Origin of the sequence: Streptomyces telluris, from assembly GCF_024519335.1 — a bacterium.
GTDB classification, from domain to species: Bacteria; Actinomycetota; Actinomycetes; order Streptomycetales; family Streptomycetaceae; genus Streptomyces; species Streptomyces telluris.
Genome location: NZ_JANIID010000011.1, coordinates 90331 through 109823, shown reverse-complemented (window position 1 = coordinate 109823; position 19493 = coordinate 90331). Strand labels below are relative to the sequence as shown.

The 19493-nt window shown below is 68.7% G+C and carries 19 protein-coding genes and 2 pseudogenes; 10 read left to right on the top strand and 11 right to left on the bottom strand.

The genetic code is table 11. From position 1 onward, the window contains the following. Positions 1–17: 17 nt before the first annotated feature. Positions 18–671: an SRPBCC family protein gene (locus NQU55_RS14900; protein WP_256790663.1), complete on the bottom strand. Its 654-nt coding sequence runs from the start codon at positions 669–671 to the stop codon at positions 18–20. Positions 672–815: 144 nt separating this feature from the next. Between NQU55_RS14900 and NQU55_RS14895 the strand changes: the two genes are divergently transcribed. Next, on the top strand, positions 816–1469 hold the full coding sequence (locus NQU55_RS14895; protein WP_256790662.1) for a TetR/AcrR family transcriptional regulator: 654 nt from the start codon (positions 816–818) through the stop codon (positions 1467–1469). Positions 1470–1487: 18 nt separating this feature from the next. On the opposite strand, the gene NQU55_RS14890 is transcribed toward NQU55_RS14895, so the two are convergent. The 5 genes from NQU55_RS14890 to NQU55_RS14870 form a co-directional block, all read right to left on the bottom strand. Beyond that, positions 1488–1943, bottom strand: a complete 456-nt coding sequence (locus NQU55_RS14890) for an SRPBCC family protein (protein WP_256790661.1) — start codon at positions 1941–1943, stop codon at positions 1488–1490. Then, on the bottom strand, positions 1940–2662 hold the full coding sequence (locus NQU55_RS14885) for an ABC transporter permease (protein WP_256790660.1): 723 nt from the start codon (positions 2660–2662) through the stop codon (positions 1940–1942). The genes NQU55_RS14890 and NQU55_RS14885 overlap by 4 nt, the downstream gene beginning before the upstream one ends. Before the next feature lie 86 nt (positions 2663–2748). Then, the gene (locus NQU55_RS14880; RefSeq protein ID WP_168096545.1) at positions 2749–3384 is read right to left on the bottom strand and encodes an ABC transporter ATP-binding protein; all 636 of its coding nucleotides are present in this window, start codon (positions 3382–3384) and stop codon (positions 2749–2751) included. A gap of 167 nt (positions 3385–3551) precedes the next feature. Further along, positions 3552–4937 carry an FAD-binding oxidoreductase gene (locus NQU55_RS14875; protein ID WP_256790659.1) on the bottom strand — a complete coding sequence of 462 codons (1386 nt, stop codon included), beginning with the start codon at positions 4935–4937 and terminating at the stop codon, positions 3552–3554. 48 nt (positions 4938–4985) lie between these two features. Next, a complete protein-coding gene (locus tag NQU55_RS14870; RefSeq protein WP_256790658.1) occupies positions 4986–5963 on the bottom strand; it encodes an antibiotic biosynthesis monooxygenase in 978 nt (325 codons plus the stop codon). 110 nt (positions 5964–6073) lie between these two features. Here NQU55_RS14870 and NQU55_RS14865 point away from each other — a divergent pair, with 110 nt between their 5' ends. Next, positions 6074–6640, top strand: coding sequence for a nucleoside deaminase (locus NQU55_RS14865; RefSeq protein WP_168095885.1), 567 nt, complete (start codon positions 6074–6076; stop codon positions 6638–6640). Between the two features lie 270 nt (positions 6641–6910). Here the strand turns inward: NQU55_RS14865 and NQU55_RS14860 are convergent, their stop codons facing one another. Then, a complete protein-coding gene (locus NQU55_RS14860) occupies positions 6911–7441 on the bottom strand; it encodes a GNAT family N-acetyltransferase (RefSeq protein ID WP_168095886.1) in 531 nt (176 codons plus the stop codon). A 124-nt stretch (positions 7442–7565) separates the two neighbouring features. Here NQU55_RS14860 and NQU55_RS14855 point away from each other — a divergent pair. After that, positions 7566–7969 (top strand): annotated as a pseudogene (locus NQU55_RS14855) (glycosyltransferase family 2 protein); the annotation flags it as partial. A gap of 26 nt (positions 7970–7995) precedes the next feature. Here NQU55_RS14855 and NQU55_RS14850 read toward each other — a convergent pair. Further along, complete coding sequence (locus NQU55_RS14850; protein WP_168095887.1) at positions 7996–8454, bottom strand: Lrp/AsnC family transcriptional regulator; 459 nt, start codon at positions 8452–8454, stop codon at positions 7996–7998. 62 nt (positions 8455–8516) lie between these two features. Between NQU55_RS14850 and NQU55_RS14845 the strand changes: the two genes are divergently transcribed. The 6 genes from NQU55_RS14845 to NQU55_RS14820 all read left to right on the top strand — a co-directional run bounded on the left by NQU55_RS14845 (position 8517) and on the right by NQU55_RS14820 (position 15204). Beyond that, complete coding sequence (locus NQU55_RS14845; RefSeq protein ID WP_168095888.1) at positions 8517–9272, top strand: AzlC family ABC transporter permease; 756 nt, start codon at positions 8517–8519, stop codon at positions 9270–9272. Further along, entirely contained in the window at positions 9265–9594 is a 330-nt protein-coding gene (locus NQU55_RS14840; protein WP_168095889.1) for a branched-chain amino acid transporter permease, read from the top strand. The genes NQU55_RS14845 and NQU55_RS14840 overlap by 8 nt, the downstream gene beginning before the upstream one ends. An 885-nt stretch (positions 9595–10479) precedes the next feature. Further along, complete coding sequence (locus tag NQU55_RS14835; protein WP_256790657.1) at positions 10480–11532, top strand: cucumopine synthase-related protein; 1053 nt, start codon at positions 10480–10482, stop codon at positions 11530–11532. Then, on the top strand, positions 11529–12641 hold the full coding sequence (locus tag NQU55_RS14830) for an NAD(P)/FAD-dependent oxidoreductase (RefSeq protein WP_168094911.1): 1113 nt from the start codon (positions 11529–11531) through the stop codon (positions 12639–12641). Before NQU55_RS14835 ends, NQU55_RS14830 begins: the two co-directional genes overlap by 4 nt. Positions 12642–12784: 143 nt before the next feature. Then, entirely contained in the window at positions 12785–13843 is a 1059-nt protein-coding gene (locus NQU55_RS14825) for an AMP-binding protein (protein ID WP_168094910.1), read from the top strand. Beyond that, positions 13843–15204, top strand: coding sequence for an aldehyde dehydrogenase family protein (locus tag NQU55_RS14820; RefSeq protein WP_168094909.1), 1362 nt, complete (start codon positions 13843–13845; stop codon positions 15202–15204). The genes NQU55_RS14825 and NQU55_RS14820 overlap by 1 nt, the downstream gene beginning before the upstream one ends. Before the next feature lie 45 nt (positions 15205–15249). Here the strand turns inward: NQU55_RS14820 and NQU55_RS14815 are convergent. From NQU55_RS14815 to NQU55_RS14805, 3 genes and pseudogenes are all read right to left on the bottom strand, one after another. After that, positions 15250–15906: pseudogene (locus NQU55_RS14815) on the bottom strand (histidine phosphatase family protein); the annotation flags it as partial. Between the two features lie 106 nt (positions 15907–16012). Beyond that, a complete protein-coding gene (locus NQU55_RS14810) occupies positions 16013–16894 on the bottom strand; it encodes an LLM class F420-dependent oxidoreductase (RefSeq protein ID WP_168094908.1) in 882 nt (293 codons plus the stop codon). Between the two features lie 67 nt (positions 16895–16961). Next, entirely contained in the window at positions 16962–18950 is a 1989-nt protein-coding gene (locus NQU55_RS14805; RefSeq protein ID WP_256790656.1) for an ABC transporter ATP-binding protein, read from the bottom strand. 99 nt (positions 18951–19049) lie between these two features. Between NQU55_RS14805 and NQU55_RS14800 the strand changes: the two genes are divergently transcribed. Next, on the top strand, positions 19050–19490 hold the full coding sequence (locus NQU55_RS14800; protein ID WP_256790655.1) for a hypothetical protein: 441 nt from the start codon (positions 19050–19052) through the stop codon (positions 19488–19490). Positions 19491–19493 lie beyond the last annotated feature (3 nt).

Genomic DNA, 19493 nt, shown 5'->3' with positions numbered 1-19493 from the left:
GACGGGGACTCCGGTGTTCAGTTCGGCAGGTTGCGGGTGGGTGCTTCGGCGGCGGCCTTGAGGTCGCGCAGCCACGCTTCGAGGCCCTGACGGAGGATCTCGGTCGCAGCAGGGACGTTCGCTTCGACCTCGGCACCGGTGTGGGTCTCTTCGGTGCTCACGCGGACGCCGTCCTTGACCTCGGTGAAGTTCCATACATGGACACCGTCGATGCGCAGCCCTTCGGCGACCGCGGGGCCTGTCCAGCGGATGCAGGAGTTGCGCTTGAGCTGTTCGACGGTGGAGGTGATCTCCAGGCTGGTGGCGGGAGTCGAGGGGTTGGGAGGCACGGGGGTCGTCCACCGGAACGCCGAACCCTTGCGGAACGGGCCGTGGTCGAGGCGTTTCATGGTCGTGATGCCCCCTTGCCAGGACGGCCAGCGCTCCACGTCGGTCTGCAGCTCCCAGATGGTGCGCAGCGGTGCGTGGATCACGGTCTCGGTCCGGGAGCGGACGAGGGCGTCGGGGTCGACGCCTTCTCCGCGGCAGGTGAGGGATTTGGCGGGGTGAGAGGCGGTGGCGACGGCCCCGGCCGGTGCGGCAGCGGTGCCCAGGATGCCGATGGCGGCGAGCGGGACGGTGAACCGGGCGGCGCGCATGCGGGTGCTTCGGGTGCTACGGATGCCGGCCATGGTGTTCCCTCCGTGTAGATGGCTAGATGCTCGAACCTTCGTTAGGAGTTATAACGCGACAGGAAGTGAGGGGTCAACAGGTGCGTGATAGCCTCTAACTGAATCTTGAAGGTGTAGCCACGCAGACGGGGAAGGTGGCAGGCCATGGCGACGACGGACGCGAGCAACCCGCGGGAGCGCTATCGCACCCAGGTCCGCACGGAGATCAAGAAGCACGCCTGGGAGCAGATCGCCACGGCGGGCACGTCCGCGCTCTCCCTCAACGCGATCGCCAAACAGATGGGCATGAGCGGACCCGCGCTCTACCGCTACTTCGCCGGCCGCGACGATCTGATCACCGAACTCGTCCGGGAGGCGTACCGGAGCCTCGCCGAAACCCTCCGCACGGCCTCCGCCGCCGGTGCCGATCTGGCCGCACTGGCCCACGCCCTACGAGCCTGGGCCCTGGAGGACCCGCAGCGGTATCTCCTCATCTATGGCACCCCCGTCCCCGGCTACCAGGCACCCGAGGACGTCACCGGCATCGCCGACGAGATCATGAAAACCCTGCTCGACGCGTGCGCGGAGCTCGCCCCGGGCGGGCCCGCGACTCCGTTCACCGCCCACCTGGAAGAGCACCGGGACTGGGCGGACGGCCACCCCGCCCCGCCCGCGGCCCTCCACAGGGCCCTCGCCGTCTGGACCCGGCTGCACGGCGTCCTGTCCCTGGAAGTCGCCGGCCACTTCACCAACATGGGCTTCGACCCCGCTTTGCTCTTCGCAGCCGAACTGGACGACCTCATGGCACGCCCGGCCTGACGACGCACACGGCCGGGCCTACCCGAACCCGTGCTGAACACCGGCCACCACACCACGCTGCCCCGATCGCATGGCCACGGCGTGGTTGAGGTGGAAGAACGGGCGCGCCAGTGGCATCCAGCGCCGCAACGCGGCCTTCCTGACGCTGACGTGCTCGGTGAAGGCGGCCACGCAGCCGTGCCCGCCGTCGTCTTTCACACGCCAGCGCACGTTGCCGGTGAGGTCCCCTTCGAGTGCCGCCTCCAGGACACGCTCGACCGGATCGTCGACGAGTGGTGTCAGCCGTACCGTCAGCTCGTAGGGCAGCACCGACCTGATGACGATCTCGCACTCCCGCTCTCCGGTCCGCTTCACGGAACGGAAGGCCGGCCACCATCCGGGGTAGTGCTCGATGTCGGCAAGCTTCGCGTACATGGCGCCGGGCGGGAGCGGTGCCCTCCAGAGCCCGGCGAAGCGCATCTCGTGACGGCTCACGTCAGCCCCCTGGTCGGCTGTGCACCCCGGGGCACCCGGAGGTGGTTGCGGGTACGGGCGAAGAAGGCGGCGGTTCCGAGCCCCCACATGAGGAGGAACCACAGGGGGCCGAGCAGGAGGTGCCCGTACGGGGTGTCCGTCGAGGTGAAACCTGCGGCGACGCTGACCTGCGTCGGACCGTAGCCGGGGAGCAGTTGGAGCCCGTCCTTGTCGGCTCCCGTGTTGCTCATGGGGTTCTGCAGCATGGTGTCGAGCAGACTCGCCATGATGATGACGAACAGCGCCGCCAACTCGTTGCGCAGAAACGCCCCGAGGAGGACGCCGATACCGCCGTAAGCGACCGCGGCGGTGAACAGGCCGAGGGCGAGGAGCCCCGGCCGGACGGGATCCCAGTACCAGCAGATGACGGCCGTGGTGTAGCCCGCGATGAGGGCGGAGGCGACGGTCATGGCGATGACCTTGCTCAGGAGCAGGAAGGTACGGGGGTAGCCGGCGAACGCGAGCCTGCGGTCGAAGGCGAGGGACTTGAAGGTCGTGATGAACATCATGAAGCCGACGATGAGCGTGACCGTGTTGACGGCCCCGGACACCATCGTCAGGTGATTTCCGTTGACGGTGACGGTACGCCCCGTCGCGCGCAGCAGGAACCGAGCCGGCGCCGGGGTGACGAACAAGTGCTCCAGCGTCAGCCAGAGCGGGATGTACGCGACGACCAGCACCGAGGCGAGGTGGTTGCGAGCGTGTTCCAGGAGGGCGAACGAGGCGCCCGTGCGAAGGCCTCGCCGTCTACGGTCCTGCCTGCGGTTCACCGGTCGGCCCCTCGCGTCGTCACCGGACGCATCACGTCGGACTCCCCCGGTGCCGCCACTCCGTCACGCAGGCGGAGCACGACGTCGAGCCGCTGGGTGTCCCAGGCCAGGTGCGACACGACGAGGACGCAGCGTCCCTGCTCGCGGAGCCGGGCCGCGACGTCCCAGAAGCGGAGGTACGTCTCCCAGTCGAAGCCCTGGTAAGGCTCGTCCAGCAGCAGCACGTCCGGGTCGTGCATGAGCGCCAGGGTGAGATTGAGCTTCTGCCGGGTGCCTCCGCTGAGGGCCTCCACGCGGGTGTGCCGGTATTCGGTGAAGCCGAGTTCTTCGAGCAGTTCCTCGGCCCGGTCGAGCCCGTCCAGGTCGTAGGCGGTCCGGAACCAGCTCAGGTGCTGGTCGACGGTGAGGGAGTCGTTGAGCACGGTCTCCTGAGGGCAGTACCCCAGGGAGCCGGTGTGCTCGACCTTGCCGGAGTCTGCGGCGGTCTGGCCGCACAGGATGCGCAGCAGCGTGCTCTTGCCGGAGCCGTTCTCGCCCACGACGCCTGCCAGTGTGCCGGGCTCCAGGCCGAACGAAACGCCTCGAAGCACTCGGCGTGACCTGTAGGACTTGTGTACGTCGTGCACGCGCAGGGCGTGCGGGGTTCGGGGCACGGCGAGTGCTTCCTCCTGTGCGACGAAGCGGTCCGCAGCCCGCAGCCCGCAGTGGTCGTCATGGGCCTCCGCCCACCGCATAACGACGCCCACGATCGGGGAGTTACGCCTCCCGCCCCCGCCGGGCCATGCCGGGCTCCCTCGGGTCACGGTGCCAGGTAGGAGTGGAAGACGTTCTCCGGGTCCCATGCGGCTTTGAGCTCCTGCAGCCGGTCCCAGTCGGCGGGTGCGTACGAGCGCCTGGCACGGGAGGCGTCGGCTTCCAGGTCCGTCTCGGCGACGTAGCGCCCGCCGTGGCCCGGCGGATCGGCCGATGCCATGGCGTCGCGCAGCCACCGCGCGTTGGCGGCGTCCGCGGCCGGGTCGTCCCAGATCGCGTAGCACACGAGGTAGGACTCGCCGAGCGGCGAGAAGGCCATGTTCCTTAGCAGAGCGGGGTCTTCGGATACGGGCTCCACCGGCACGAGCGCGAGGGACTTGCCGGAGGGGGCATGGGCTATCGCGTCGGCCATACGGTTCAGCTGTGTCTCGTACGACTCCTCCGACCACAGCGTGTCGGCCGCGTACCGGTGCGCCGAAGGCCATGCGACATCGGCGCCCCGGTGCAGGCGGGCGAACGACGTCGGCTCGGGCTCCTGCCGGAGGACCGTGCTGTCGGCGAGGGGGCAGGACCCCGCGGGCGCAACAGCGGCGAGTGCTTCTTCTTGCGTCGCGGCGAACGCGGTCATGCCGAGCAGGATCCGCGGACCGGCCGGTGTCGTGGGGGTCGGTTCACCGGAAGCCGTGAGGACCAGGGCCGTCTCGACGTTCACCGGGAGTTCGCGTGCGACCTGTTCCGTCCAGGCCGCCACGGGACCGGCTGCGGTCAGCGGGAACGTGAGCCTGGTGGTCACGACGGCCCCCGGGTGGGGGTGCAGACGGAGCCGGAAGCGGGTGACGACGGCGAAGAAGCCGGGCCCCGCGCCGCGGGCGGCCCAGAAGAGGTCGGGGTTCTCGGTCTCGCTGCAGGTGACCGTCCGGCCGTCGGCGGTGACGGCGCGGACCTCCAGGACGTCGGCGCATGACGGTCCCCAGGCGCGAGAGTTCCAGCCGAGTCCGCCGCTGAGCAGGAACCCGCCCACCGCGACGGAGGGGCAGTGGCCCACCGGAAAGGCGAGGTCGTACGGAGTCAGCGCCCTGACCAGGTCCTCTCCGGTGGCGGCGGGCTCCACAGCGGCCGTCGCCGACCCGGGGTCGATGCTGCACCGCCGCAGCCGGGAGAGATCGATCAGCAGGCTTCCGTCGCGGAGCTGGGAGCCGGACCAGTTGTGTCCACCGGAACGGATCGAGATGCGGAACCCCTCGGAGCGTGCATAGGCGAGAGCCTCCGGAACGTCCTGCTCGGACGCCGCCTGCACGATGGCTTCGGGGAAGCGCTCCGGCTTGAGCCCGTTCCACACCGCGGCGGCCCTCGCGCTGTCGTACGCGCGGTCGCCTCGCCGGATCAGGGTTCCTTCGAAGCGTGCTGAGGGTGAGGGTGAGCGCCCGGGCATCCTCGCCTCCTCGGTGGCCTGTTGCGGCCGGCGGTGTGGGCCGACCGGTCAGCGGGTTGTCAGGCCGAAGACCACGATGAACAGGAGATAACAGAGCACCACTGCCGCGGCACCCACCACGTGGACGCGGAGGCTGCGCGCGCGGCTGGGTGCAAGCCAGAAGCCCAGAGCCCCGTTCACCAGAGGCATCAGAATCCAGGTCAGTATGCTGACGCTCAGCACGTTGCTGATGAACAGGCCTATGTATCCGGGTACGTCGAGATCGTCCAGTTCGCGCCCGACGGTCAGGTTCAGCACCATGACGGTGGGATAGAGCGCGAGGATCACGGACATGGCCTGCTTCCAGTCGGGCGGAGCAGCGTCCTGTGCGCCCTTGCCGAAGCGGAACCAGCCGCTGAACGCGGAGCCGACCTTGTGCACGTCGTAGGAGACGAAGTAGGCGCGCCCCTCGTCGAGCAGCCTGCTGCGGGTATCGGACTCGAGCCAGTCCTCAAGGTGCTCGCGGGAGTCGAACCGGAAGACGGCGACCCACCGTTCCTCGACCCCCTCGACCGGTTTGAACAGCTCGGATCCCATGAACCCGGGGAAATTCTCCTGCGCCTCGAGGACCTTCTCCTGCCATCCCAGGAAGTCCTCCTCGCGCCCGGACTTCACCTGGTGGGAGATGACGGCGGTGACGGTCTCGGGGGTCTGCTCGGCCTTCGTACCGCCGCGGAGCACCTCTTGCGTCGGATCCTCTTCGAAAAGGCCCCGGCCTTCGGCGAGCAGTTGCCGCCTGCGATCCGATTCCAGCCAGGCGGTCAGGTACTCGATCCCGGAGAACCGGAATACCGCCACCCATTCGTTCTCGGATCCGACGCCGGGCGGGTACACCTCGGAGCCCTCGAACCCGTCGAATTCGCGGGCCGCCTCGTTCGTCCGGTTCTGCCAGCGCTGGTACTCGTCGACGTGACCTGCGCGCACTTTCTGCGAGGTCACAACGGTGGCGTTCTCGGCCGTGGAGTCGCGGCTTGCACGTGGACTCACCTGGAGTAGCCTAGTCGATAGGGTATTTACAGGGCAAACCGGGCGTTTTGCTTGCCTGCTCCGCGAGCCCCCTCCGCAGCGGGAGACCGACGCCGATGGGAGACGCCTCGATGGAACACAAGGAGCTCATCACCGAGGCGGTGCGCCTTGCCACCGAATCCGTGGAGAACGGCTGGGGCGGCCCCTTCGGTGCAGTGATCACCCGCGACGGAGAGATCATCGCCCGTGGACAGAACCGGGTCCTCCTGACCGGAGACCCGACGGCCCACGCCGAAGTCGAAACCATTCGCAAGGCCGTGCAGTACCTCAACCCGGAAGCGCCGTCGATCGCCGAAGAGCACCAGAACGAGAGCACTCTGGAATACGTCCCCCGCCCTGAAGGCTCACCGGACCCCGTACCCGAACGGGCCCGCATGCTCCAGGGCTGCTCCATCTACATCAGCGGCGCTCCGTGCCCGATGTGCATGAGCGCCATCTACTGGTCCCGGATCGATGCCGTCTACTTCAGCTGCGCCCTGGAGGACACCCGGCGCATCGGTTTCGACGACTCATTCCAGTACGAGGACTTCGCGAAGCCGCTCGACGAGCGGCGGATCAAGATCGAGCAGCTCCATCCCGAAATCGGTGCGCACGCCTACGACGCCTGGACGAACAAGGCGAACCGTCACCCGTATTGAGCGGCCGCCGGCCGCCGGCGGTGCTGCCGATGGCGCCGTGAGGGGCTCCGCCACCGCGGCACCGCCGCCGTACCGAGCAGGACTGACGACTTGGGAACTACAGGAGAGCGTACGAATCCGAAGCACCGGGTGCTGTTCGTGTCGACGTTGACCAGGCAGGTCCTACTCCTGGACAGGGCTCCGTCTGAGCCTGCGCGGCGGTACTCCCGGCGGCCAGGACGGCCACTTGGGTCGGGATCCGGCGCCGCCCCTCCGTCGGCCGGCTCGCCGTCAGCCGACCCGCCGGGCCAGCACCTGCCCCGGCCAGGCTCCGGACAGGAACCAGCCGGTGGGAACAAACCCGTTCCGCTTGTAGAACCCGACCAGTTCACCCCCGCCGCCCGCCCAGCAGTCGACCCGCAGCAGCTTCACATCGGCCCGCCGGGCCTCCTCGGCGGCATGGGCCAGGAGCGCCGCCCCGATACCCCGGCCGGCGTACCGCCGGTCGGAGACCAGCAGCCGGACGTACCGCTCCGGTTCTTCTGCCGGTGCGATCGGCATCTGCGGGCTGGGTCCGGAGTCCAGCACCAAGGCTCCGACAGGCACCCCGTCGAGCTCCGCGAGGTAAGGGGCGTTCTCGGTCGTGTACCGCTCCACCCTCGCTACCCCGCCGGGCCTTTGCGAATAGGGCGTCGTGCCCCACTGCTCGGTATTGCCACGGGCGTTCATCCAGGCCACCGCGGAGTCGAGCATGCCCAAAACGGCCGGCGCGTCGGCCAGGCCGCCCGGTCTGATCCGTATGCCATGAGTGGTGTCGTTCACGACCGAAGCTTAGGCACGCACGAATGGGCCCGGCCCTGCCGGCCACCCATAAACGATGGATCAGCAGGTGGTGTTCCGGCGAGGGGCGTGAGGAGGTTCCGGCCGTCCTCGGCTCCACCGCCCGGGGGCCGTGGGCGGCATCTTCTACGGAGAGCAGGGCGGCGGACTGCTGGGGGCGCTCCAGCGCATCGAGTTCCACCGCTACGCCCGCGAGATGTCCCGGCGCGGGTACCCCGCGCCGACGTGCTCACCGGCACCGCCACCCTCTTCAGGGTCCGCACCCTGCGCGAGATCAGGTCCGCCCGGCTGGAGGACCGCATCGGCGGCGGCTCCTCGTACTATTCGCCGGCCTCCCTGACGGAGGACGACGAGATGACCGAGGCGGTCCGCACCCTGGGCTACCGCACCGCCTCCCCGCCGGGCTGCGCGGTCGTCACGGAGGTCATGACCACCCTCCCCAAGCTCTGGCACCAGCGGCTGCGCTGGCAGCACGGGGCCGAGAACCTGCGCGACTACGGCTGGACGCGCGATTCTGATACCCCGTCAGGGGCGGCTCACCGGTTGGCCTTGATCTCCTTCATGGTCAGGTGGGATTCGAGGCGGAGGACGGCGGGCAAGCAGCTGAGTTTGCCGGTGAGGAAGGCCTCGTAGGCGGCGTGGTCGGCCACGGCGACGCGGATGAAGTAGTCGGGGCGCCCGTACATACGGCGGAATTCGACGACCTCGTCGTAGGAGGCCACCGTGTCCTCGAACTCCTCGAAGCTCTTGCGGTCCTGGGCGTAGATCTCGACGTCGACGAGGACCTCCAGCCCGCGGCCCGTGGCCTCGGAGTTGATGACGGCCCGGTACCCGGCGATGACGCCGGTCTCTTCCAGCCGCTTGACCCGCCGCAGGCAGGGCGGCGGGGTCAGGCCGACCCGCTTGGCCAGCTCGACGTTGGTCAGCCGCCCGTCCTGGCGGAGATGAAACAAAATTTCTCGATCAACGTCATCCAGGCTCACTTCGTTGCTCACAGGCCCATCATAGAGCGACGAATAGCAACCATATGAGGCGGGATTCTTCCTAAAATTTCTCTATGCACATAAGCCCTGCTGTCACCGAGGGCCGTCCTCGGCCTGCGCCCGCTCCCGTCCCTCCGCCCACCGGACCGTCCGACGCGCGGGCGGCGTTCAACGACTCCGCGGGCGCCGGCCTGGGATTCATCCCACTCGGCCTCGCGTTCGGGGCGCTCGTGACCCACTCGGGCCTGGACTGGTGGTGGGCGGGGCTGTCCGCGACGCTCGCCTTCGGCGGGTCGTTCGAGTTCCTGCTCATCGGCATGGTCACGGCCGCGGCCTCACTGGCGGCCGTCGCGCTGTCCGCGTTCATGGTGAACGTCCGGCACGTCTTCTACGCACTGTCCTTCCCCCTGCACCGCGTACCCGGCCGCCTCGGCAAGGCGTACGCCACCTTCGCCATGTGCGACGAGGCGTACGCACTGACCACCGGGAAGCAGGCCCGCTCCTGGTCCGGCCGGCGCATGGTGTGGCTGCAGTTCTTCCTGCACCTGTACTGGGCGGGCAGCGCGGTGGCCGGAGCCCTGCTCGGTTCCCTCATCCCGGACAGCGTCACGGGCCTGGACTTCGCCCTCACCGCCATGTTCACGGTCCTCGCCCTCGACGCCGTCCGGGACCTGCGGGGCGACATGCCCACCCCTGCGCTCGCCCTGCTCAGTGCCCTGGCCGCCCGGCTCCTCTTCCCGGGCCAGATGCTCCCGGCCGCCTTCGCCCTGTTCACCGCCGCCCTCCTGGCCCGCCACTTCACCACCGGCAGGAAGCCGACCCATGCCTGACACGCGCTACGCCATCGCCGCCGTCCTCGTCGCCGCCGCCGTCACCTGGGGCCTGCGGGCCCTCCCCTTCGCCGCCCTCACACCCCTGCGCTCCAGCAGCATCGTCCGGTACCTCAGCACCCGCATGCCCGCCGGCGTCATGGTGATCCTCCTCGCCTACTGCCTGCGCGACCTCCCCCTCACCCACACCCGAACCCTGGCCCCGCTGGCCGCCCTTGCCGTCACCGTCAGCCTGCACCTGTGGCGCCGCAACGCGCTGCTGAGCATCCTCGGCGGCACAGCGACCCACGTGATCCTGGCCAGCACGGTCTTCGCTTCCTGAAGCCCAGCCCGACTCGACAACCTGCACCGGGCACCGGGCACCACTTTTGCGGCGCCCGGCCACCACTCGGCTGCTCGGACCGGCCCCGTCGGCACAGACGTCACGGGGCCGCAGTCCGGCACTGCCACTACCGAAGAAGAACCAGCTCAGGCAGCGATTTCCGACGCACTGGCGCCATTAATGGAATGCACCGATCCGGTCACAGACATCGACCCGCCGAACGGCTTCCACGCATCCACCGGCGCTGCAGAGTACCGCGGGTCGAATCCAATGTGAAGGGTTGACCCCTTGATCGTGGCATGTATTCTCTAATTGAGACACGGCATCGTTTAGGAAGACCTCGGTAGACCCCGGAGGGATCCTTGTTAGACCGGTTCGGTTGGCAGCCGCAAGTCAGCAATCCAGTTACCTTCAGTGGGCGCATCCACAACGAAGCTTACCTTCGCGGGGCGCACGGTTTCATCAGGGCGTCCGCCCATGACCGTGCAGCCGTTGAATTACCCACTCCTTCCCCGATGCACCGGAAGGGTGGCCATGCATAGATATGTCCAGGCGTTCTGGAGTGCGGGCATTTAGGCGTGACGCGCGATGCCGGTCGGCATGCGCGACAACATTCTTGAGGATTTCGCCAAGAATTGCGCAGAGTCCGCCATTTATGCAAGACCAGAAAAATCACCCATAACGCAGGGCCGTGATGCCCTCGCCGCGTCGACCCCCAGCCCTGGCCGACGCCCCCGCCGCCTCCAGGTAGGGGCGGCGTCTTGATGTCCGCCTAGTGCTGCGCGCCCCTGCCCGGCCACCGAGGTCAACCCGGATCACCCGGATCCACTCCCTTGCGCGCCCCATTCGTAATTTTCGTCATTGCCGTCAGCTGACGCGAGTGGATTGAGCGCGCCCAAAAACGACTCCGCCCGCGACCCTTTCGCAGGGAAATTACAGCAACGGCATCTCACTGAACAGGGGAAAGTCTTGACTCAAACGTCTTCCGGTCGGCATATCGAGATCGCCTGGCCCGACCTGGGTATCACCGTGACCGCGAAACTCGACGGCCGCAACACCGAACTTGCCGACGCACTCTGGGAGGCATTGCCCTACCAGAGTCTGCAGGGACACGCGCTGGTAGCGGGACAGCATCTGTATCACGCGGCACCGATACCATCGCTGCTGCATCTGTCCGCGTCCACTCGGATACCGGATCGACGCGAAGCGCCCGATGGAACCGTATTCTGCTCCGCGCTTCAGCATTTGGGCATCAAGTACGGCACGCTGACCGAACCGATGCCGGCATCCCCGGTGGGACAAATCCGGCCGGAGGACATTCCCGCACTCCAGGAAGCCGGGCGGGCGGTCTGGGATTCGGTCTATTCGACGAAGAAGCCGATCCTGGTGGAGGTCCGCAAGGCGGGCACCGAAGGCGGCCACCGCATTCCGCTGCTGACCGCCGCAGATCCCGACGCGAGCCGTCTCCTCCACGACGTGTACACCGCGACCGAGCGGGCTTGGCTGTCCCCGCCCCAGGAGCTCGCCGATCTCCACGAGGGGGTGATCCCTTCCGGGGCGGGAAGCTTCGAGACGGTGCTGCCCACGCTGTTGTTCGTCAACGGCGAGACCCGCCCGCTGGGGTACGCCACCTACGGTGGTCTGGTCCGGGCCGCGGTCCAGGACATGCCGATGGATTCCTTGCGTCACATGGCGCGCCTGCTGGTCGGCCTTCCGGCCGAGTTCCTGGGCTACTGCGGCCTGGAACAGCTTTGGAGTTTCACCCAGCGCTTCCTGGCCTGCCTCGACCAGCTCGATCGCGACGATTTCCTGAGCGTGGTGAACCAACTGGCCCTCTACGTGAACTGCTTGGGCGGCTGGAACCTGCACTTGTACCCGTGGGACTCCGGAGATCACCTGCGCCAACTGCGCCCCAGTGAATCGGTCCACCAGTCGTGAGCCGACTCCCCGAACGCACAGAGGCCCTTGTCATCGGCGGCGGTGTCATCGGCAACTCCATAGCGTGCCTGCTCGCCGAGGCAGGCGTCGGTACCGTCCTGCTGGAGCGTGGCGCGCTCGGATCGGGATCGTCCGGGACCACCGCGGGCGTTGTGCGTACCTACTTTCCCGGCAACGCGCTCATCAGCAGCCTTGCCGTCCGGAGCCTGGCGGCTTATCACGCCTTCACCGAACGGACCGGGACCGACCTCGGTTTGAAGCGCATCGGCTTGCTCGTGCTCTTCTCCGACGAAGAGCAGGTGCAGGACTTCCGGCACACCCAGGCTGCCCAGCAGGCAGCCGGCGTGGACGTGGAACTCGTGACCGCTGCCGAAGCGGCGCGGCTCAACCCGCTGGTCGACGAGCGAACCGTCCTGGCTGCAGCCTGGGCGCCCGAGGCCTACGCCGTCGATCCCGCCGCGATCGTGCGCGGCTATGCCACCGCCGCCCGGCAGGCCGGCGCCGTCCTGCGGACGGAAACACCCGTCACCGGCATCGACCCGGACGGGCGGGTCCACACGGCTGCGGGCAGCATCCGCGCCGACACCATCGTCTGCGCGGCAGGCCCCTGGGCGGGAACGGTCGCCGCCATGGCCGACGTGCAGCTGCCCGTGGCCACCTACCCCGTCGAAATGCTCCTGACCGACGCCCCCGGCAGTGCCCCGCACGACGCTCTGCCGATGACCATGCACCCGTCCAGCCTGCGGATTCGCAGCTGGGGAGACCGCATCCTCGTCGGGATGGGCCGCCCCGCTCCGGAGGAGACCCGGCAGACCTGGCTGCAACGGGTTTCACGCCACCTCGGCACGACCTACCCGGCCCTCGCCGGAAAGGGCCTCGAGCACGGGTGGAGCGGAGACCTGGATGTCAGTCCGGACGGAATGGCCTTCATCGGCCGCGATCGCTCCCGCCCGTTCTTCTACGCGGCCGGATTCTCCGGTCAGGGGCTGTGCCAGGCACCTGCCGCCGGAGAGATCATCCGAGACCTCGTGCTCGGCAAGGAATCCTGGATCGACACGGCCGGCCTCTCCACCGACCGCTGCCTCAGCGGTTCGGCCGAGGCCGGCTAGGAAAGGCCGCTCCACCGGGCGGCAGGCGAAGGTTGTCCTGCCGCCCGGTGGCGGGTCGGGGTTCGCGGAGCGTCCGCAGGAGATCGCCCGGTCACGACGCAGCGGCGCCGGGCATTTGTTCCATTCTTTCGAGAGGAAAACCCATGGTCGAGCACACTGGCGGAGAGTTCGTCCGGGAGATGATGCGATGGCACTTCAGCCCGGAGACCGGATCACCGTTCTGGCTGAAACGGGCCGAGACCCTCGGCTTCGATCCGCTGACCGATGTCCGGGACTTCGACGACCTCGGCTTGTTCCCCAATGTGGTGGACGAACTGCGCGACGTCGGCATCCGTGAACTGATCCCCCGTGGCTACGGTGACGAACACGGGGCGGCCGTCTACGAGAGCGGCGGCACCACAGGGCAGCCCAAGCGAGTGATGTACGCCGCGGAATGGCACCGGCGCAGCGTCGAGTGGTTCAGTGAGCGACTGGATGCTCACGGCGTACCTCGAAATGTCGACTGGCTCAGTGCGGTTCCCACCGGGCCGCACAACGTCGGAGCGATGGCGGTCGATGCCGCGGTGTCCCGGGGTGGGCTGAACTTCAGCATCGACCTGGACCCGCGATGGGTGAAGAAGCTGCTGGCGCAGGGTCTGACGGACATGGCCGAGGCCTATACCGATCATCTCATCGAGCAGATCGGTTACATTCTGGCCAGCCAGGATGTGGGCGTCCTTTTCGCCACCCCGCCGATGCTGGAGCGCCTCGCGCAGCACGACGACCTGGTCGAGTTGGTGAACCGGAAGGTTCGCGCGATCATCTGGGGTGGTACGCATCTGGACGCGGACACCCGGGATCTGCTGCGCGACGAGGTGTTCACAAGCGCCAAGTTCGTCGGCGGGTACGGCGGCACGATGATGCTGGGCACATCGGTGGAGCGACCCGGCCTCGGTGACGACGAGCCGTGCGTGTTCGACTCCTTCGCTCCGTACACCACGTTCCGGGTGACCGACCCCGACACCGGCCTGGTGGTTCCGTACGGCGAGCGCGGGCAGATAGTCCTGCATCACATGAGCCGAAGCGCCTTGTTCGTCAACAACATCGAGCGGGACTACGCCACCCGAATCGCACCGTTGGACGGGGGCTTCGGTGATTCGGTCGCGGACGTCACGCCCGCGGCGTCCTTCGACGACACGAAGGTGATCGAGGGCGTGTACTGATGCTGCCCTTGGACGTTCTAGGCCCCGGCGGCCCCTATCGGTCCCGGCGCCAGGAGACCATTCGAGACATTGCCGGAACCCCGGTGGCGACCCTGAGTCTCGCGCCCTCGCTCTACGTCACCCGCGCGATCAAGGCCCTGCGCCGTGCGCCGGCGCTGCCCGTCGACGCACGGATCGCGGCGTTCGCGCAGGCGGGCCGGGCCTTCGCCACGCAGTCGGTCGCGGGAATGACGGCGCAGGAATATCAGCACACCGTCAGCTCGGTCACCGGGATACCGATCACGGTGGTGCGCAGTGCCACCGACGACATCGCGCGGGCCGCCGAGCGGATCCACCACAGCGTGGAGAACGCGCGGCCGGCCGCCGCGGTCGGCTCGTGGCGCGATCCGCGGGCCCGGGGCGGTGCGGCGGTGTGGACCCGGCGCGGTGAGGTGTTCGCTGTCCATGCGGCGGGCAATCACCCTGCGGTGCACCAGGGTTGGTTCGATGCCCTCGCGCTCGGCTATCGCGTTGCCGTGCGCCCCTCCCGTCGTGAGCCGTTCACTCCGCACCGGCTGATCACCGCCCTGCGCGAAGCAGGCTTCGGCGACGAGGGAATCGCGCTGCTGCCCACCGACCACAACGTGGCCGACGATATCCTCCGGCACGCCGACTTCGGAATGGTGTATGGCGGTGCGGACGTCGTGGCCAAATATGCGGGCGATGGACGCATCCTGCCGCAGGGCCCCGGGCGCTCCAAGATACTCATCACCGCCGAAACCGAGTGGGAGCCGATCGTCGACACCATCGTGGAGTCGATCAGCGGTGGTGGGGGCGTCGGTTGCGTCAACGCCACCGGCGTACTGGTCGAGGGCGACCCCTCCCCCGTGGCCGCGGCGATCGCCGAACGCCTCGCCGCGCTGCCCAGCCTGCCCGCTACGGACGAACGCGCGGTCCTGCCCGTGATGCCCATCGGTCCCGCCCGCCGGTGGGACGAGCATCTGCGGCAGCGGGCAGCGGGCACCAAGGCGTGGCTCGGCGGTGACGGCATCGTCGGCGACCTCGGCGATGGTTCCGCGGCGCTCCGGCCGGCGGTGCACCAGCTCGACAGCCCGTTCGCCGAACAGCTCGGGATGGAATTGGGCTTCCCTTGTGCGTGGGTTGCACCGTGGGACCGTGACGCCGGGATCCGGCCGCTGCGCGACACCCTGGTCCTCACTGCCGTCACCACCGACGAGAACCTGATCGACGAGTTGGTGGCCGAGCCGACCATCGCCAACGTCTACGTCGGTGACCATCCGACGCCGTGGATGGAGCACGGGCTGCCGCACGACGGCTACCTCGCTGAATTCCTCATGCGCACCAAGACCATTCGACACTGACCGATGAGGGCGTCGTGCCTGGCACCGCCCCATCGGCTGCCGAGGTCAGCGGTGACGGTGGTCCGCCAGGTGCGACGTGTCGTTCAGCGATTGCACCGACACGTTCCCATCCCCGTAATAGGCGACGGCCGACAGTGAGGCCGCCGACAGCTCCATCCGGAACAGCGACTCGGGCGGCGCGCCGAGCGCCAGCCGAACCAGCGTCCGCAACACCCCGACATGCGAAACGACCAACACCGTCTGTCCCCGGTACCGGGCCAGGAGGCGGTCCCGCGAGAGTGCGGCCCGGCGCGCGACCGAGGTGAACGTCTCCCCGGTTCGGCCCGGCACCACCGCCGGAGAGGCGCGCCAGGCTGCCAGCTCGTCCGGGTAGCGCTCGCGCACCTCGGCGAACGTCAGTCCCTCCCAGGCGCCGAAATCCGCCTCGGTGAGCCCTTCGTCGACGTGGACTTCCAGGCCCAGCAGTCGTGCCGCCGTCTCGGCCGTCTGCCGGGCGCGGCGCAGGGGTGAGGACACCACCGCCTGCACCGCGCCGCGTGCCACGAGCATTCTCGCGGCGGCCTCGGCCTGCCGTTGCCCGGCCTCGGACAGCGCCGGATCGGAGCCGCCGCTGCCGGACAACCGCTTCTCCGGTGTCAATGCCGTCTCACCGTGGCGTAGCAGCAAAAGGGTCGTGGGGGTGCCCTGGTCGGCGGGCGCGGAATTCACGCCTCCTGCTTCAGGACTGGTTCCGGCGCCGATACTCATCGGGTCATCCCTTTTCCCTCACAGCCCCCGTCGCCGACGGCATTGCGGCGAAGTGTGCAGTTCAGCGAAGCGCGGCGATGACCGGGGCGAAGCTCTCCATGTTGTATTCCATCACCGTGAAGTAGGTGAAGCCGTAGCGTTCGCGGCGTTCCTTGAGTTGCTGCGCCATCTCCGTCGGCGTTCCGACCAGTACAGAAGGCAGTTCTTCGGGGCTGTGCGCGGCGTCGGGCGGCAGCGGCTCGAACCTGTCGGGTATCGCGGCGCGTTCGGCGGGCGGAATAACCTGCTGTATCAGAATATTGAGCTCCACGGCGTCGGCGCGGTCACCGAGCAGGCCGCGCACGTAAGCGACCCGTTCTTCCGTCTGCGCGATGCCGGCCAGATGAAGCACATCGCCGGCGGTGTTCGCCCAGCCTCCCGTGAAGGCGATGATGTCGGCGTGTGCGGCTGCCAGCCGCAGCAGCCGGTCGCCCCAGCCTCCGATCAGCAGGGGCGGCCCGGAGGGCTGGGCCGGACGCGGCTGATACCCGGGGTCCGCAAACAGACGGCGCAACGTGGTGACGGTCCGTTCCAGCTGATCGACCCGCTTTCCACCGCTGGGGAACGGAATCCCCGCGGTGTCGAACTCGGCCTTCACGTAGCCTGCGCCGAGCCCGAGTTCCATGCGCCCGTCGACGAATTGGTCAGTGCTCGCCACGTCACGTGCGAGAAGGACGGGGTTGTAGAACGGGGTGTTCAGCACGAACGTACTCAGCCGTACCCGTTCGGTCGTTTCGGCGGCGAGCACCATTGCCGGAAACGGAGCAGAGAATTCCAGGTGATCGGCCACTCCGACCACATCGAAACCGAGTTCTTCGGCTCTGCGGCACTTCGCGATCCACTCGCGTCGCGAACCGGGAACGAACATGTTGACACCGAAGCGAAAAGGGCGCTGCGAAGGCATGGTGACTGTTTATCACACGATGATCATCCCGTCATCCCATTGGGTGGGACGGCATCATCTCCATCGGTTATCCATCAAGGTCTTCTCGGCGACGACTTGCCTGTCCGGCACCGGATGCGGTCGTCGCGCCGGCGTACGGGGGCTGCTGCGGTCCGTCCCGGAACTGCTCCGCCTGGAGGCGGTAGGCCGCTGCGAAGCTGCCCTGCGCGGCCAGCAGGCCGTCGTGGTCGCCGTGTTCGATCACCTTGCCCCGGTCGAGGACGTAGATGGTGTCGGCGCAGCGCACCGACGCGAGGCGGTGGGTGATGAGGACGACCGTGCGGCCGCTGTCGGCCAGGGCTCGTATACGGTGGAAGACCTCGATCTCGGAGGCGGCGTCGAGGGCCGCGGTGGGTTCGTCGACGATGACGACGGACGCGTCGCGGAAGTGGGCCCGGGCCAGGGCGAAGCGCTGCTGCTGGCCGCCGGAGAGGCCCTGGCCGCCGTGGAAGCCGCGTTCGAGGAGGGTGTCCCAGCCGCGGGGCAGCGTGCGGATCAAACCGTCCACGTCGGCGAACTCCGCGGAGCGCTGCAGGGCGGCCTCGTCGTGGGCGCGTTCGGGACGCCCCAGGGTCACGTTGGCGCGGGCCGTGAAGGGCCACTTGAGGAAGTCCTGGTCGACGAGGGCGACGCGGTCGAAGACGGTGTCGCGGTCCAGCTCTCGGATGTCGGTGCCGTCCCAGGTGAGCCGGCCGGAGTCCGGGAGGTAGAGACCGGCGATCAGCTTCGCCAGCGTCGACTTGCCCGAGCCGTTGTCCCCGACCAGGGCGACGACGCTGCCGCGCGGAATGCGCAGGCTCACTCCCGTGACCGCGGGGGCGGCCTGCCCCCGGTAGGTGAACGAGACGTCGTCGAGTTCCAGGACGGCCGGCTGTCCGGTCAGCGGACGGCCGCCGGCCGGAATGGCGCGCTCGCGGGCCAGGGCCACGGCGCGGTCCAGGTCCAGGAGGTAGAGCGACTGCTCGTACAGGTAGTTGACGTTCCGCACCAGTCCGGACAGCTGGCTCGTGGTGTTGCGGACGGCCAGCACCGCGGTGCCGGCGGCGGCCATCGGGAGGTGTCCGGAGACCAGGAGCAGCCCGAGGACGGCGTACGTGCCCCCGGTGGCGGCGCCGGACACGGCACCGGCGGCCAGGTCGGTGCCGGCGGCGGCCAGCGCGAGCCGTTTCTGCTCCGCCGTGGACTGATCCGTGAGCTCCCGGTACCGCCGCAGCAGATGGGGTCCTACGGCGTGGGCGCGGAGCTCGCGGGCCGGGTCGGGGGCCAGCAGCAGGTCGGACAGGCGCCTGCGCACCCGTACGTGGTCGAGCCAGCGCTGGATGCTGCGGTAGACCCGGCGGGCCGTGCGGACCGTGCCGTATCCCTTGGGTATCGCGGTGAGCAGGAGCAGGGGCAAGAGGATCGGGTGCAGCACGGTCAGCACCCATGCGGCAGCGACCAGTGAGATCAAGCCATTGAGCACGGCTACGGCGTGCCCGATCAGGCGGCGCGCGGCATCGGTGCCGTATTCGGCCGTCTCCAGGAGCCGGCGTACCCGGGCGTCCTCCAGATCGGCGAGTTCCACCCGGATCGCGTGGGAGAGCAACCGGAGCGAGGCGGCCCGCTCCACCTGGGGTTCCAACCGGCCCGCCGCCAGCGCGGACAGGGCCGTCAGCAGCGCTACGAGTACCGCCGTACCGGCCACGACCAGCAGGGACGGCAGCGCGGCGCGTACCCGGTCCGGTGTCGGGCCACCCGCGAACAGGTCGACCAGCACCTCGTTGGTGGCCAGCAGCCCGAAGGCGGTGGCCGTGCCGCGGCCCACCTCCGCGACGGCCACGGTGACGAGGGAGACGCGGTCCACGGCCCAGCCCATCGCGGCGGACCGCGCCAGCAACGCCGGGACCCGGCCGGCCATCCTGTGGAAGGGGATCTCCAGCGGCACCTGCTCGTGCCGGGCCGACGCCTCGTCCATGCGGAGGCGGCCCCCGAAGAGTTCCCGTTCCGCGTCGTTCGTCTGCTCCTGATCGGACGTCACTGGGCCCGGCACCTCCCGTTCCGGTGTCGTTCGCCGGCGTCTGAAAGCCGTTGTCTCAAAGCGATGTCCTGTCCTGTCGCGTGTAGTTCAATCGGACTTATGACTCGGCTGACCACCACATCCCGGTCCGGACGGCATGTGCTCGGCAAGCAGCTGGGCATCGTCACGCTCTTCGCCGCGTTCGCCGGGTGGCTGATTTTCATCACCGTCTCCATCGCCACGGAGGACGACGGCAGTGAACCGAGCCCGCAACGGCTCGCGGAGGCGGTGCAGCAGGAGCTGCGGAAGGGCGACACGGACGCCTTGCAGAAACGCTTCACGGACGACACGGCGGGCGAGAAGTACGCCGAGACCTTCCTCGGCAAGCTCAAGGGCGTCCCCGAGGACCGGATCGCGGTGCGGGTGGTCCGGGACGCGCTGCGCGTCGACGTCGCCGGCGACAGCAGTACCCCCTCCTGCACGGCATGGACGCTCGTGGAGGAGGACAAGGGGCACTGGAAGCTGGACGCGGCTCCGCCCGCCCCCGGCTCGGGTTGCTGACCG

Excerpts from the sequence above, each read along its gene's own strand:
- NQU55_RS14875 (WP_256790659.1), bottom strand. The coding sequence starts at position 4,937 with ATGCCCGGGCGCTCACCCTCACCCTCAGCACGCTTCGAAGGAACCCTG.
- NQU55_RS14810 (WP_168094908.1), bottom strand. The coding sequence starts at position 16,894 with ATGCCTTCGCAGCGCCCTTTTCGCTTCGGTGTCAACATGTTCGTTCCC.
- NQU55_RS14820 (WP_168094909.1), top strand. The coding sequence starts at position 13,843 with ATGCTGCCCTTGGACGTTCTAGGCCCCGGCGGCCCCTATCGGTCCCGG.
- NQU55_RS14845 (WP_168095888.1), top strand. The coding sequence starts at position 8,517 with ATGCACATAAGCCCTGCTGTCACCGAGGGCCGTCCTCGGCCTGCGCCC.
- NQU55_RS14865 (WP_168095885.1), top strand. The coding sequence starts at position 6,074 with ATGGAACACAAGGAGCTCATCACCGAGGCGGTGCGCCTTGCCACCGAA.
- NQU55_RS14900 (WP_256790663.1), bottom strand. The coding sequence starts at position 671 with ATGGCCGGCATCCGTAGCACCCGAAGCACCCGCATGCGCGCCGCCCGG.
- NQU55_RS14825 (WP_168094910.1), top strand. The coding sequence starts at position 12,785 with ATGGTCGAGCACACTGGCGGAGAGTTCGTCCGGGAGATGATGCGATGG.
- NQU55_RS14895 (WP_256790662.1), top strand. The coding sequence starts at position 816 with ATGGCGACGACGGACGCGAGCAACCCGCGGGAGCGCTATCGCACCCAG.
- NQU55_RS14840 (WP_168095889.1), top strand. The coding sequence starts at position 9,265 with ATGCCTGACACGCGCTACGCCATCGCCGCCGTCCTCGTCGCCGCCGCC.
- NQU55_RS14800 (WP_256790655.1), top strand. The coding sequence starts at position 19,050 with ATGACTCGGCTGACCACCACATCCCGGTCCGGACGGCATGTGCTCGGC.